The sequence below is a fragment of the Sphingomonas sp. GM_Shp_1 genome, assembly GCF_026540895.1.
GTDB lineage: Bacteria > Pseudomonadota > Alphaproteobacteria > Sphingomonadales > Sphingomonadaceae > Sphingomonas.
The window spans coordinates 22,636-35,813 of sequence record NZ_JALNUR010000006.1 but is presented as its reverse complement, the minus strand read 5'-3'; the positions used below and the strand labels follow the sequence as shown (position 1 = coordinate 35,813).

Genomic DNA, 13,178 nt, shown 5'->3' with positions numbered 1-13,178 from the left:
CCCGGACGGACTTGACGATACATGGCCGCAATTTCGCCCGAAAGACGCCGTTAGGGCGAACCGTTCAGCGTGGAGCCATGCGCCGCGTTCGACGTTGATGTCTCAAAGGAGTCCTGTTGCCATGGTCCGAGCCGCCCTGATTGCCGCCCTCTTGCTGACCCCGGGCGCCGCGTTTGCGCAACAGGCGACGCAGGACCAGCAGGCCGCGACCGGCCAGCCGCCCAAGCGGGTGCGGCAGGTGACGCTGACCGGCGATCAGAAATGCCCGGAAAGCACCGCCGAGGAAGTGGTGGTCTGCGGCCGCGACGACGAACCCTATCGCATCCCCAAGGGCCTGCGTGACGACAAGCCGATCCCGGCGCAGAACCAGAGCTGGGTCAACCGCGCCGCGACGATGGACCAGGTCGGGCGTGTCGCGGGCGGCATCCCCGATACCTGCTCGCCGGTCGGCACGGGCGGGCAGAGCGGATGCAGCATGACCTGGAACCGCCAGTTCGCCGACGAACGCCGCGCCCGCCGCGCGGAGCAGACCCCGCCGGCTGCCGACGGGGATTGAGGCGGTCGTCGCCCCTGACGCCATTACTTGATCTCGAAACACCTCGGCGAAGGCCGGGGTCTGGAACCGGTCCGGATACATTTTCACGCGAAGACGCGAAGAATGTGTTCGCGCGGAGGCGCGGAGGACGGAGAGAGGTTGAGCCTGAGGCGACGGCAGTCCGCTTTTGCCATCTGAGGATTCATGAAGCGCGCTACCGGGCGTGTATGATATCTCTGCGTCCTCCGCGCCTCTGCGCGCAAAAAAGGATTGGCGTGTTCGTTTGAATTCTTGGGCCTGATCGACATTCAGGCGGCGGTGTCCTCATTCCTCCCCTGCAAGGGGAGGGGGACCATGCGCAGCATGGTGGAGGGGTGTCCCCCTCTCGATAGTGCGACACCCCTCCGTCAGGCCTGACGGCCTGCCACCTCCCCTTCCAGGGGAGGAATGGGTGAATGTCGATCGGCCCTCGCCGGGGTGGTTCGAGGGTGTGGTCGGGCTACCTCTCGCTCATCGGTCTTAAAGAGGCGTCCGGCCCAATCGGCAAACGCCCGAACCGCCCCTATTGCCCGAAACCGCCTTCGCCCGCCCGCGCCACCGCGTCCCTGGCGGCGGCGAGCATCGCTCCGGCCTTGGCTTCGCATTCGCGCTGTTCATAGGCGGGGTCGCTGTCGGCGACGATGCCCGCGCCCGCCTGGACGTGGATGGTCCCGTCCTTGACCACGGCGGTCCGCAGCACGATGCACGAGTCCATCGACCCGTCCGGCGAGAAATAGCCGACGCCGCCCGCATAGGCGCCGCGCCGCTCGGGCTCCAGTTCGGCGATGATCTGGCAGGCGCGGACCTTGGGCGCGCCGCTGACCGTGCCCGCAGGGAAGCCCGCGAACAGGGCATCCAGCGCGTCCTTGTCGTCGCCCAGCCGTCCGACGACGTTGGAGACGATGTGCATGACATGGCTGTAGAATTCGACCGTATAGCTGTCGGTCACCCGCACGCTGCCCGCCGATGCCGCTCGACCCACATCGTTGCGGCCCAGGTCTAGCAGCATCAAATGCTCGGCGCGTTCCTTGGGATCGGCGAGCAGGCTGTCGCGGTTCGCGGCATCCTCTGCCCCGGTACGTCCACGCGGACGCGTGCCCGCGATCGGGCGGATCGTCACCTCGCCATCGCGGACGCGGACCAGAATCTCGGGGCTCGACCCGATCAGCGAGAAGCCGGGCAGGTCGAGATGGTAGAGGAAGGGCGAGGGGTTGATCCGCCGCAGGCTGCGGTACAGTTCGAAGGGCGGCAGCGCGAAGGGCGCGGAGAAACGCTGTGCCAGCACCACCTGAAATATGTCGCCCGCGACGATATAGTCCTTCGCGCGGGCCACCATCTCGGCATAGCGGCCCTGCGGCAAAGCGGGGATGTAGGCGGGCTCGGGCAGGTCGGCGCGGACGGGCGAGGGAAGCGCCGTCGTCGCCAGCCGGGCGGCGGTCGCGTCCAGCCGTTCCTCCGCCTCGGCGATCATCCGGCCGGCATCGCGTGCGGCATCGGGCCAGACCGGCGCGACCAGATAAAGCGCGTCGGCCAGCCGGTCGAAGACCAGAATCACGGTCGGCCGCACGAAGATCATGTCGGGCAGGCCGAGCGGATCGCTCTCCGGCTGGGGCAAATCCTCGACCAGCCCGACCGTCTCATAGCCGAAATAGCCGACCAGACAGGCGAGCGCGGAGGGCAGCCCCTCCGGCACGTCGGCGCGGCATTCGGCGACCAGGCTGCGGAGCGCGGCGAGCGTTGCCTGCGAACAGGGCTCGAACGCCTCGCGATCGGTGGCCCAGCGACGGTTGATCGCCGCCGCATGGCCGTGCGCACGGAACACCAGATCGGGGGCGAGGCCGATCAGGCTGTAGCGCCCGCGCGTCGCGCCGCCCTCGACCGATTCGAGCAGGAAGTCGCCGCGACCCGGCTCGATCAGCTTGAGCGCCGCCGCCACCGGGGTTTCGGTGTCGGCGATCTGTCGCCGCCAGATCAGCACCGGGCGACCGGCGTTAAGCCGGTCGGCGGCGCCGTCGGCGGCGTTCGCCTCAGTTGCCGCCATTGTTCAGCAGTTCTGCGCGGACCTTCGCCACCGCCTTGGGATCGGTCTTCACGCCGACCGAGTCGCGGACGGCGCGGGCGAATTGCGAGACATATTCACGGCCGATCAGGCGACCGATATCGGCGCGCGCGGCGCGGATCGCGGCTTCGTTACCCGCGGCGTTGCCCGCCTCGATCTTGTTCACGCGCAGGATGTACCAGCCCTCGTTCTGCGGCGCCTCCAGCGTGCGCGCCTTGTTCTGCGGCATCGAGAAGAGCAGCGCGAGCGGCGCGGCGGCGGGGGTGTTCTGCGCGGCGGCCAGATCGCGGCGCGACGCGGCGATCGGGCGGACCGGCGGCACGGCCAGGCCGGTTTCCTTCAACGCCTGCGCCATCGGCATGCCCTTGTTCACCTTGGCCAACACTGCATTGGCGAGCTTGCGCGCGGCGGTACGGGCGCGGTCGGCGTTCAGGTCGGCGAGGACCTGGTTGCGTACCTGCGCCAGCGGACGCGGGGCGGAGCGCTGGATCTGGCCGACGCCGACGACCGCGAAGCCGCCATCCTGTCCGACCGGCACGATCTGCGGCGCATCGCCTTCCTCGGCGGTGAAGGCGGCGGTGATCATCGCGCGCTGCTCCGGTGTGGGCTGGAAGGTCGGCGCATCGGGGGCGGCCCCTTGCGCGGTCACCGCCGGGGTGGTCTGCGCCTGAAGCTTGCGATCGGTAACGACCTCGTCGAAGGTCGCATTGCCCGACAGCGCGTCCTCGATCGTGTTGCGCATCTCGCCCAGCGCTGCGGCCTGCTTCTGCTTGGCCAGTTCCGCGACGATCTCGGGCCGTGCCTGCGCCAGCGTCTTGCCGGGAACCTGGGTGATCGCATCGACCTTGGCGACGACGAAGCCCAGCGTGCCGCGAACCGGACCGACGACCGACCCTTGCGCGGCGCCGAACACCGCGTCGGCAACGGCGGTGGAGGCCTGCGTCGTGTAGGCAGCCTTGTCGACGCCCTTCTGGGTCGAGGCTTCCAGCCCGGCGGCGCGGGCGGCATCGGCGAGCGAGGCACCCCCCTTCGCCTTGGCCGCCAGCGCGTTGGCGCCCGCCTGATCGGCGACGATCACCTGGGTCACATCACGCTTCTGGGTCGCGGCATAACGCGACTGGTTGGTCTGGTAATAGCGGGCGATCTCCGCCTCGCTGGGCGTCGCGCTGGCCGCGACGGCGGCGGGCGTCACCAGCGCATAGCGGACGACACGGCGCTCGGGCAGCGTGTAACGCTGAACGTTGCGCTGATAGAAGGTCTGAATCTCGGCATCGGTCGGCGCGGCCCCGGCGGGCACCAGACGGGTCGGGATATAGCCGACCTCGCCCTCACGCTTTTCGAGCAGCAGCGAGGCATAGGGCAGCGCCATCTGCATCGCGAACTGGGTGGCGCCAATGGTCGGCACGGTCAGTTGCTGCGCATAGCTGGTCCGCTCGATATCGGTCCGCACCTGCGCGTCGGTCATCTTCCGCTGTGCCAGAAGCTGCTGATAGAGCGCCGGATCGAACTGCCCATTGGGCCCGCGAAAGGCGGGGATCGAGGCGATCTGGCCGTCGACCAGGCGGCGGGACACGACCATGCCCTGATCCTTGCCGAACTGTTCGAGCGACAGGCCGGTGATCTCGCGCTGGAGCACGCCTTCGAACCCGCCCGCCGCGATGAACTGCGCCATGTCGAGCGTCGGCTGTTCCTGGCGATAGGCCGCGACCTCGTTCTGCGCGGCGGTGCGCAGGTCGTTGGCGGTGACCTTCGCGCCGCCGACCTTGGCGACGTCGGAGCCGCCCAGACCGCCCGCCATGCCGGCGATGTTCGACACGTCGCCCGCCGCGAACGCGATCGCGATCACGCCGAGGACGATGAAGGTCACGACGACGCCGGCCTTGGAATTGATGATCCGGCGGAAGAAGCTGAGCATGGACGACCGATCGGCAAGAAAGAAAATCGGGACGTGCTTTAGGGGCGAGGCGGCCCCGCATCAAGCTTGTGCGACAAGCGCAATACGCTATCGGTGTTGAACACGTAAAACAGACGACTCAATGGGAGCCTCAATATGGCAAGGCGCAAATTGGTGGCGGGCAACTGGAAGATGAACGGCTCGCGCGCCGCTCTGGCCGAGTTGGACGCCATGGCGCGGGCGGCGGAAGCGGCCCCGAACGTCGATGTCGCGATGGCGGTGCCTTTCACCCTGATCGGCCCCGCCGCCGAGCGGGTGCCCGGACTGTCGATCGGCGCCGAGGATGTGCACGAGGCCGATTCGGGCGCGCATACCGGCTGCGTTTCGGCGGCGATGGTCAAGGAAGCGGGCGCCCGCTTCACCATTGTCGGCCATTCGGAGCGTCGTGCGGACCAGGGCGAGACCAGCCAGGACGCCTGGGCCAAGGCGGCGGCGGCGCATCGCCAGGGGCTGAACGTCATCCTGTGCTGCGGCGAGACCGAGGCGGAGCGCAATGCGGGCCGCGCCGAGCGCGTGGTGCAGGCGCAGATCGAGAAGTCGGTGCCCGACAATGCGGATGGAAGCTGGTTCACCCTGGCCTATGAACCGCGCTGGGCGATTGGCACGGGGCGCACGCCGACGCTGGACGAGATCGCGACGATCCATTCCATCGCGCGCGCCAAGCTGCGGATGCTGATCGGCGATGCGGCGGACGGGGTGCGGATTCTCTACGGCGGATCGGTGACGGGGGAGAATGCGGCGACCTTGCTGGCGGTCGAGAATGTCGACGGCGCGCTGGTCGGCGGCGCGAGCCTGACCGCCGCGAAGTTCGTGCCGATCATCGAGGCGGCGGCGGGGTTGTAACGCCGGGAGGCCACCGTCGCCCCAGCGAAGGCTGGGGCCTTTTGCGGCGGATCGGTATGGCCGCAAAAGATCCCAGCCTTCGCTGGGATGACGGTTGGGGACTGGTCGTCAGCCCGAATACCGCCCCTTCAACATTCGATACGCCGCGCGCAGCGCATAGGCGTCACCCCCCTTGGGCCGTCCCGGCTTGGTGGATGGCCGCCACGCGAACACGTCCAGATGCGCCCAGGCCGTCTCCCTCGGCACGAAGCGCCGCAGGAACAGCGCCGCCGTGATCGCCCCCGCGAAACCGCCGTCCGGGGCATTGACCATGTCGGCGATGTCGGACTTCAGCATCTCGTCATAACCGTCCCAGAGCGGCAGCCGCCAGACCGGGTCTTCCTCGGCGACGCCCGCCGCCAGCAGGTCCGCCGCCAACGCCTCGTCATCGGTGAACAGCGGCGGCAGGTCCGGCCCCAGCGCCACGCGCGCCGCGCCGGTCAGGGTCGCGAAGTCGAGGATCAGTTCGGGCTTCTCCTCGCCCGCACGGGTCAGCGCGTCGCCCAGGATTAGGCGACCTTCGGCATCGGTATTGGTGTTCTCGACCGTCAGGCCTTTGCGGGTCTTCAGCACGTCGCCGGGGCGGAAGGACGCGCCGGACACGGCATTCTCGACCGCCGGGATCAGCAGGTGGAGCCGCACCGGCAGTCTCGCCGCCATCACCAGCCCGGCCAGCGCCAGGGCGTGGGCCGCCCCGCCCATGTCCTTCTTCATCAGGCGCATGCCCGCCGATGGCTTGATATCGAGCCCGCCGGTATCGAAGCACACGCCCTTGCCGACGATGGCGATGCGCGGATGGCCGGGATCGCCCCAGTGGAGTTCGATCAGCCGGGGCCCGCGTTCGCGCACCGCCGCCCGGCCGACCGCATGGATCATCGGATAATCGCGGGCCAGCGTTTCCCCCGTGGTGACGCTGATCTCCGCACGATGCGCGCGGGCCAGCGCCTGGGCCTCCGCCTCCAGTTCGGCGGGGCCCAGATCGCCCGCGCCGGTATTGACCAGATCGCGGACCTGCGCGGTGGCGGCGGCGATGCGGAGCAGTTCGTCGCGGTGACCGGCGTCGCGGGTCAACAGGATACGCGGCCCCGCATCCTCCGCCTTGCGATAGCGGGTGAAGCGATACTGGCCGAGCAGCCAACCCAGGGCATTCGCCCCGACCTCCGCGCCGTCGAGGCGGTAGCTGCCCTCGGGCAAGGACTCCGCCAGCTTGGCCAGTGCCCAGGGCGATGCGGGATCGGCCACGCCTGCGACGACGGCGATATCGGCCTCGTGCGGGATCAGCAGCACGCTGTCGGGCTTGGCGGTGAAGCGCTGCGCCGCCGCCAGCGCGCGGATCGCGGCGGGCTGTCGGGTCAGCCAGGCGTCGAAGCCGGACGGCGCGAGAAGCGTGACCGCACGCGCGGGCTGCCCGCGATCGGGTTGCAGCAGGGGGGAGAAGTCCATCATTCGGAGGGGCTTACCAGAAACTGTTCGATCTTTCCGCCCGTGCCGGGTTCGGCATAGGTGCTGATCCGCAGCGACCGCGACGGATAGGTGACGCGGTAGGACCGGTTGACGAACCCGCCGCGCAGGCGGGTGCGCCCGACCTGCTCGATCTTGGCCGGCGTGCCCAGCGGCGACAGGCTGGTCCTGTAATCGGCGATGGTCGCCGGGGTGAAATAATAGGCCGCGTCCTCGGTCAGCAGCGTGCGGTCGAGATTGCCCGCCTGCAACTGCGCATAGACGCGCCTGGTCCGGTCGAGCGCGGCGGCGTCCTCGGCACTGGCCTGGGGGGCGGGGAGGACGATGTCCGAAATCCCCTTGGCGATGCGGTTCTGCGCGTCGGCGAACCAGGCATTCACCGCGACCACCACGGCGGCCTTGTCGTCGGGATAGACGATATTCTCGCTCAGGAAGCCCACCGCCTCGCCGCTATGTTCGACCATGCGGCGGCCATTGTCGTTGCCGACCCCGACGCCCAGCCCGTAATTGGTGTTGGAGCCGTCGGTCAGCTTGACCGGACGTTCCTGCTCGGCCCAGTCCTTCGCGGGCAGCAGCGTGCGGTTCATCCGCGCCACGTCCCATTTGGCGAGATCCTCCGCCGACATGGAAAGCTCGCCCGCCGCATAGAGCCAGCCGGGGGCGGCGGGGGTCTCCACCCGGACGGGGCCGAGCGCGTGGCGCAGATAGCCCTGGGGGAAGCCGGGGCCGACCGCCTTGTCCTGATCCACCGCACGGATGCCGAGCGGGCGGAACACCCGCGCCTGGAGGAAATCGAGCAGGGATTGCCCGGCGACCTTCTCGACGATCATGCCCGCCACGACATAGCCTGTGTTGGAATATTGCCACTGGGTGCCGGGGGCGAAGTCCAGCGGCGCCTTGGCCCATCGGTCGACGATGCCTTGCGGGCTGGTCGGGGTCGCCATCGCCTTGAAGCTGTAATCCTGCGGCCAATAGTCGCGCAGGCCCGAGGTGTGGCTGAGCAACTGGCGGATGGTGATCTTGTCGCCATCGGTGATGCCGGGGATGTATTTGGAGACGCTGTCATCCAACGACAGCTTGCCCTCGTCCGCCAGCAACAGGATCGCGGCGGCGGTGAACTGCTTCGACACGGAGGCGATCTGATAGGGGAGTTTGGGGTCGGCGGGGCCGGTCTGCCCTTCGAACTGCTTGCCGTAAGCCTTGGCAAGGACGATCCTGCCGCCGCGCACCACCGCGATCGAGGCGGAGGGGACGCCGGTGTCCGCCAGCGTCTTCTGCACCAGCGCGTCGATCTTCTGGGTTTCCGCCGGGGTCAGGGCTTGGGCGGCGAGCGGGGCGGGGGCGATCAGCGCGATCGCCGCCAGCAATGTCGGGTATCTCATGGGGGCAAGGAAGCAGGTTTGTGGGAGCGGCGCAACGGGTTCGGGCCGTGCGCTTCGACTTCGCTCAGCGGGAACGGTCGTTGCAATGGAGCCCCTCGCGCCGCTTGGCCTGAGCAAGGTGGGAAGGATGCCCCTCCACCACCGCTTCGCGGCGGTCCCCCTCCCCAAGCAAAGCTTGGGAAGGAATTGGGATACCCGGCGGACGACAGGCCTCAATCCTCCCCAAGCTTTGCTTGGGGAGGGGGACCGCTCGCGTCAGCGAGTGGTGGAGGGGCCGGGCAACGCCCGGGGCTATCGGATATGGATGCTCACGCGTTTCCGGTAACGGGAACGCCGTACAAATCGTGGTCGTCCGCATCCTCGATTACGACGGGTACGATATCGCCGACCGCCAGATGCCCGGCATCGCGGAGGAAGACTTCACCGTCGATCTCCGGTGCGTCGGCCTGGGAACGGCCGGTCGCGCCACCCTCCTCGTCCACCGCGTCGATGATGACCGGCAGGGTGCGGCCCACCTTGGCGGCGAGCTTGGCGGCGGAGATGGCCGCGGTCTTTTCCATGATCCGCGCGTAGCGTTCCTCCTTCACCTCCTCGGGGACGTGATCGGGCAGCGCGTTGGCGGCGGCGCCCTCGACGGGTTCGAAGCGGAAGGCGCCGACCCGGTCGAGCTGGGCTTCATCCAGCCAGTCGAGCAGATATTCGAAATCCTCCTCCGTCTCGCCGGGGAAGCCGACCACGAAGGTCGAGCGGATCGCGATGTCGGGGCAGATGTCGCGCCACTGGTGAATGCGGCTCAACACCTTGGCATCGTTGCCGGGGCGCTTCATGCGGCGGAGGACGGACGGCGCGGCATGCTGGAACGGAATGTCCAGATAGGGCAGCACCAAGCCTTCCGCCATCAGCGGGATCACCTGATCCACATGAGGATAGGGATAGACATAGTGCAGCCGCACCCAGGGGGCGATCTTGCCCAGTTCGCGGGCCAGGTCGGTCATGTGCGGCACGACCTCCTGCCCCTTCCACATGCGGGGCTCGCGCCTAATGTCGATGCCGTAAGCCGAGGTGTCCTGGCTGATGACCAGCAGCTCGCGCGTACCCGCCGCGACCAGCTTCTCCGCCTCGCGCAGGATCGCGTCGGGGCGGCGGCTGACCAGGTCGCCGCGAAGGCTGGGGATGATGCAGAAGCTGCACCGGTGGTTGCAGCCCTCCGAAATCTTCAGATAGCTGTAATGGCGCGGGGTCAGCTTCAGCCCGGCATCGGGGATCAGGTCGATATAGGGCGACAGGTTCGCGGGCGCGGCGGCGTGGACGGCCTCCACCACCTGCTCATATTCATGCGCGCCGGTGATCGCGAGCACGTCGGGGAAGCGGGTGCGGATCGCCTCGGCTTCCTTGCCCATGCAGCCGGTCACGATGACGCGACCATTTTCCTTGATCGCCTCGCCGATTGCCTCCAGGCTTTCCTCCTTGGCGGAGTCGAGAAAGCCGCATGTGTTGACCAGCACGACGTCCGCCCCGGCATAGTCGGGTGACATCTGATAGCCATCGGCGCGAAGCTGGGTCAGGATGCGTTCGCTGTCGACCAGATTCTTGGGACAGCCGAGCGAGACCATGCCGACGCGCGGCGGAGTGGGGAGTTTGGTTGCCATGGGATACGCGCGCACATAGTCCAGATCGGAACGCTTTTCCAGATGTGCTTGCGCCAGGTGGTCGACAGGCCCCCGTGATCCCGGCATGAGGGGGGCGGGTTCACAAAGGTTAAATTGGCGATGCTGGCGATCGGATTGATGTCGGGAACCTCGCTAGACGGCGTGGACGCCGCACTGGTCGAGACGGATGGCGAGGCGCTGGTGCGCCCGGTCGCCTTTCGCTCCGAAACCTATTCGGACGGCGCGCGCGCCGAACTGGCGGAGGCGACCGCGATGGCGCTGACCTTCGATCGCCCGCGTGCCAGCCCGCCCATCGTCGCGGCGGGCGACCTGATCGTACGAACCCATGCGATGGTCGTGCAGAAGCTGCTGCGCGACGCGGGTGTCGAGGCGGGGCGGGTCGATGTCATCGGTTTCCACGGCCAGACCGTGGCGCACCGCCCCGATCGCGGCTGGACCTGGCAGATCGGTGACGGACAGGCGCTGGCCGATGCCACGGGGATCGTCACCGTGTCCGACTTCCGCTCCGCCGATGTCGCGGCGGGCGGGCAGGGGGCGCCGCTGATCCCGGTCTATCATGCGGCACTGGCCACCGGGCTGGAAAAGCCGGTCGCCATCCTCAACCTGGGCGGGGTCGCGAACATCACCTGGGTCGGCCGCGACGGAGCGCTGGTCGCGTTCGACACCGGGCCCGCCAACGGCCTGATCGATAGCTGGATGGAGGTGGAGACCGGCCAGCGTTACGACGCGGACGGCGCGTTGGCGGCGACGGGGCGGGTCGAGCCCACCGTGCTGGACACGATGATGGACAATGGCTGGTTCGATCTGGCCCCGCCCAAGTCGCTCGACCGCAACGACTTCACCATACAACCGGCGCGGGGCCTGTCGGCGGCGGACGGGGCGGCGACGCTGACCGCCTTTACCGCGCGGACCGTCGCGCGGGCGCTGGATCATCTGCCCCAGCGTCCCCGGCGGCTGCTGGTCGCGGGCGGCGGGCGGCACAATGCGACGATGCTCCGCATGATCGGGCAGGAAACCGGACTGACGCCCGAGCCGACCGACGCGCTGGGCTGGAACGGCGACGCGATGGAGGCCGAGGGTTTCGCCTATATGGCGGTGAGGCGGCTGAACGAGCGCCCGATCAGCTTTCCGGGCACGACCGGTGTGGCGCAGGCGATGACCGGCGGCGTGATCCACCGGCCAGCCACGAACTGACCGTATTTCCCTCTCGCGAGGGAGGAAGGACTTATCGCTTCGCCGTTTCCTGGCTGACCTTGGCGGGGATGGGGCAGCCATCGACACTGCGCAGCACCGCGAACCGCGCTTCGGCGTCGGGCATCTCGTTCAGCTTTCGGGGACCGGCGGAGGGGGCATTCCTGCTGACCCGCTTTTCCGTCTGGACGCAGCGTTGCGGCACCTCGCCAAGGGGCGGCATCGACGGTCGGACAATACCGCTATCGGCGATCAGCGCGAGCGTCATGAACAACATCATAGACCTTCTCCCTGAAGTGGAAGCAATCTAGATCGACGATGACCTCTTAGCAATCAGCGGGCGACATTCGGGCCATGCCGATTTCATTCCTCCCCTGTAAGGGGAGGGGGACCATGCGAAGCATGGTGGAGGGGTGTAACCCGTCGTAAGCTTGGCCGACCTCTCCAAGGGGGACACCCCTCCGTCAGGCCTTCGGCCTGCCACCTCCCCTTCCAGGGGAGGAATAGAATGAATGTCGATTGCTACTGGCAATCAGCGGGCGACATAGGCGTCGATCAGCGCGCCGACATAATCGGGCTTGTCGCTGGTCAATTCGGGTGCGGCGCGGCCCTTGCCATAGATGAAGCCGTAGATCGGATAGGTTGAACTGCCCAACCCGTCCGAGTCGCGGAACCAGACCTTCACCATGCTCCAGTCATTGGCGGGGGACACGTCGAACAACGTCACATCCTGTTCGGCATGGCCGCGCTCGCCATTCTGGATCGACCAGTTGGCGTGGGTCAGCATCAGCACCCGGTCCTCGACCACGCGGCTGACCACCGCGACATGGCCCAGCGGCAGGCGGCTGGTCTTTTCGAAGACGACGACCGCGCCGACGCGGGGGTTATGGCCGCGCGGATATTTCCCTTCGGCCTGGTTCCACCAGGTCCAGGCGTCGCCATAAATGGAAATGCCGGAGGCCTCGCGCGCGAAGGGCACGCATTGCCCGACATAATCGAGCAGCGATCGCGCTTCGGCCGACACGGCGACCGTCAGTGCGCAGAGCGAGAGGACTGCTTTGGACACCAGGGCTTTCATGACGATCACGCTAAGCCCGGCGGATTAATCGTGAACTGTTCAAGATGGTTAACGGGCCGGTAGCTCGCCCGGCCGAGTGTTTCGCGCGACGGGCGGACGACGCGCGGGGTCGGTCGTCCCTAGCCGCGTCGCGCGCTGGCTCGCGCCTCCAGCAAATCCCACAGCACCCGATGCTGGACGAGCAACTGAGTCGCGCCGAAACCGCGCGCCCGCGCCAGACCCAGCGTCGCCGCCTCTTCCTCGGTCATGTCGAGCAACGGCTCGGGCAACTGGTTGACGGGGGCGGACAGGCCGAAGCGGCGGGCGGCCTGGTCCAGAAGCTGTCGGATGGTCCGCCAGTCGAGGATCAGCGCGCAGACCGCGCCCGTCGCGCATCCGCGACGATCCGAATTGGCGAGCATCTCCAGCGTCTGGCGCAACTGGGTCAGCGCCGCATCGGTTTGCGCCTGACCCGGTGTCGAGGGAAGCGGACCCGCCGCCGAGGTCAGATTGGCGAGAAAGGCCCGCTCATGGGCGAAGGCGTTGGACGACTGGATCAACCAGGGCAGCGTTTCGATCTGGATGCCGCGCGCCATGGCGTAATCGATCATGCACGGATGGTTGCCATGGACCGCGCACACCGCATGAACCGCATCGGTCAGGTCGTGCAGCAGCGCCTGTGGCAGGAGCAACGACTGGACATGAGGATGCCCCGCGCTGCCCGAGCGCGCCAGGATCGCCCGGATGTCACCCCGCCGATCGTTCTGAATGTCGAATGCGATGGTCGCCGCCATGTCCGTTCCGATAATGTACGGATCGCGACGCCGGGGATGATGTCCTCGTGTCGTTCCCGCCCGAAGGGTCTAAACAAATTTCGTTAATGGCGGGTTTACGAAGAATTGACGTCGAAATGGCCGGTTTTCCGTGGGTTCCGGAGGATCCGGTCGG

General features: G+C 67.8%; 11 protein-coding genes. 3 read left to right on the top strand and 8 right to left on the bottom strand.

Annotated elements, in window-relative coordinates; genetic code table 11:
• Positions 1–121 precede the first annotated feature (121 nt).
• Positions 122–556 carry a hypothetical protein gene (locus OXQ33_RS05120; RefSeq protein ID WP_267433618.1) on the top strand — a complete coding sequence of 145 codons (435 nt, stop codon included), beginning with the start codon at positions 122–124 and terminating at the stop codon, positions 554–556.
• 541 nt (positions 557–1,097) lie between these two features.
• On the opposite strand, the gene trpE is transcribed toward OXQ33_RS05120, so the two are convergent.
• Positions 1,098–2,615 carry an anthranilate synthase component I gene (gene trpE / locus OXQ33_RS05115; RefSeq protein ID WP_267433617.1) on the bottom strand — a complete coding sequence of 506 codons (1,518 nt, stop codon included), beginning with the start codon at positions 2,613–2,615 and terminating at the stop codon, positions 1,098–1,100.
• Positions 2,602–4,548, bottom strand: a complete 1,947-nt coding sequence (locus OXQ33_RS05110) for a peptidylprolyl isomerase (RefSeq protein ID WP_267433616.1) — start codon at positions 4,546–4,548, stop codon at positions 2,602–2,604. Before OXQ33_RS05110 ends, trpE begins: the two co-directional genes overlap by 14 nt.
• A gap of 135 nt (positions 4,549–4,683) precedes the next feature.
• Here OXQ33_RS05110 and tpiA point away from each other — a divergent pair, with 135 nt between their 5' ends.
• Complete coding sequence (gene tpiA, locus OXQ33_RS05105) at positions 4,684–5,430, top strand: triose-phosphate isomerase (RefSeq protein ID WP_267433615.1); 747 nt, start codon at positions 4,684–4,686, stop codon at positions 5,428–5,430.
• Between the two features lie 108 nt (positions 5,431–5,538).
• Here tpiA and OXQ33_RS05100 read toward each other — a convergent pair whose 3' ends face one another.
• From OXQ33_RS05100 to rimO, 3 genes are all read right to left on the bottom strand, one after another.
• Positions 5,539–6,915, bottom strand: a complete 1,377-nt coding sequence (locus tag OXQ33_RS05100; protein ID WP_267433614.1) for a leucyl aminopeptidase family protein — start codon at positions 6,913–6,915, stop codon at positions 5,539–5,541.
• Positions 6,912–8,312 carry a serine hydrolase domain-containing protein gene (locus tag OXQ33_RS05095; RefSeq protein ID WP_267433613.1) on the bottom strand — a complete coding sequence of 467 codons (1,401 nt, stop codon included), beginning with the start codon at positions 8,310–8,312 and terminating at the stop codon, positions 6,912–6,914. The genes OXQ33_RS05100 and OXQ33_RS05095 overlap by 4 nt, the downstream gene beginning before the upstream one ends.
• A gap of 308 nt (positions 8,313–8,620) precedes the next feature.
• The gene (rimO, locus tag OXQ33_RS05090) at positions 8,621–9,961 is read right to left on the bottom strand and encodes a 30S ribosomal protein S12 methylthiotransferase RimO (RefSeq protein WP_267433612.1); all 1,341 of its coding nucleotides are present in this window, start codon (positions 9,959–9,961) and stop codon (positions 8,621–8,623) included.
• 120 nt (positions 9,962–10,081) lie between these two features.
• Between rimO and OXQ33_RS05085 the strand changes: the two genes are divergently transcribed.
• Positions 10,082–11,176 carry an anhydro-N-acetylmuramic acid kinase gene (locus OXQ33_RS05085; RefSeq protein ID WP_267433611.1) on the top strand — a complete coding sequence of 365 codons (1,095 nt, stop codon included), beginning with the start codon at positions 10,082–10,084 and terminating at the stop codon, positions 11,174–11,176.
• A gap of 31 nt (positions 11,177–11,207) precedes the next feature.
• On the opposite strand, the gene OXQ33_RS05080 is transcribed toward OXQ33_RS05085, so the two are convergent.
• The 3 genes from OXQ33_RS05080 to OXQ33_RS05070 form a co-directional block, all read right to left on the bottom strand.
• Positions 11,208–11,453 (bottom strand): hypothetical protein, encoded by a 246-nt coding sequence (locus tag OXQ33_RS05080; protein WP_267433610.1) that lies wholly within the window; start codon positions 11,451–11,453, stop codon positions 11,208–11,210.
• 252 nt (positions 11,454–11,705) lie between these two features.
• Entirely contained in the window at positions 11,706–12,251 is a 546-nt protein-coding gene (locus OXQ33_RS05075; protein WP_267433701.1) for a CHAP domain-containing protein, read from the bottom strand.
• Positions 12,252–12,370: 119 nt separating this feature from the next.
• A complete protein-coding gene (locus OXQ33_RS05070; protein WP_267433609.1) occupies positions 12,371–13,024 on the bottom strand; it encodes a hypothetical protein in 654 nt (217 codons plus the stop codon).
• Between the last annotated feature and the right edge of the window lie 154 nt (positions 13,025–13,178).

What these genes read in the sequence shown, in the direction of transcription:
- OXQ33_RS05095 (WP_267433613.1), bottom strand. Translation starts at nt 8,312, where the DNA reads ATGAGATACCCGACATTGCTGGCGGCGATCGCGCTGATCGCCCCCGCC.
- rimO (WP_267433612.1), bottom strand. Translation starts at nt 9,961, where the DNA reads ATGGCAACCAAACTCCCCACTCCGCCGCGCGTCGGCATGGTCTCGCTC.
- OXQ33_RS05075 (WP_267433701.1), bottom strand. Translation starts at nt 12,251, where the DNA reads ATGAAAGCCCTGGTGTCCAAAGCAGTCCTCTCGCTCTGCGCACTGACG.
- OXQ33_RS05100 (WP_267433614.1), bottom strand. Translation starts at nt 6,915, where the DNA reads ATGATGGACTTCTCCCCCCTGCTGCAACCCGATCGCGGGCAGCCCGCG.
- OXQ33_RS05085 (WP_267433611.1), top strand. Translation starts at nt 10,082, where the DNA reads ATGCTGGCGATCGGATTGATGTCGGGAACCTCGCTAGACGGCGTGGAC.
- tpiA (WP_267433615.1), top strand. Translation starts at nt 4,684, where the DNA reads ATGGCAAGGCGCAAATTGGTGGCGGGCAACTGGAAGATGAACGGCTCG.
- trpE (WP_267433617.1), bottom strand. Translation starts at nt 2,615, where the DNA reads ATGGCGGCAACTGAGGCGAACGCCGCCGACGGCGCCGCCGACCGGCTT.
- OXQ33_RS05110 (WP_267433616.1), bottom strand. Translation starts at nt 4,548, where the DNA reads ATGCTCAGCTTCTTCCGCCGGATCATCAATTCCAAGGCCGGCGTCGTC.
- OXQ33_RS05080 (WP_267433610.1), bottom strand. Translation starts at nt 11,453, where the DNA reads ATGATGTTGTTCATGACGCTCGCGCTGATCGCCGATAGCGGTATTGTC.
- OXQ33_RS05120 (WP_267433618.1), top strand. Translation starts at nt 122, where the DNA reads ATGGTCCGAGCCGCCCTGATTGCCGCCCTCTTGCTGACCCCGGGCGCC.
- OXQ33_RS05070 (WP_267433609.1), bottom strand. Translation starts at nt 13,024, where the DNA reads ATGGCGGCGACCATCGCATTCGACATTCAGAACGATCGGCGGGGTGAC.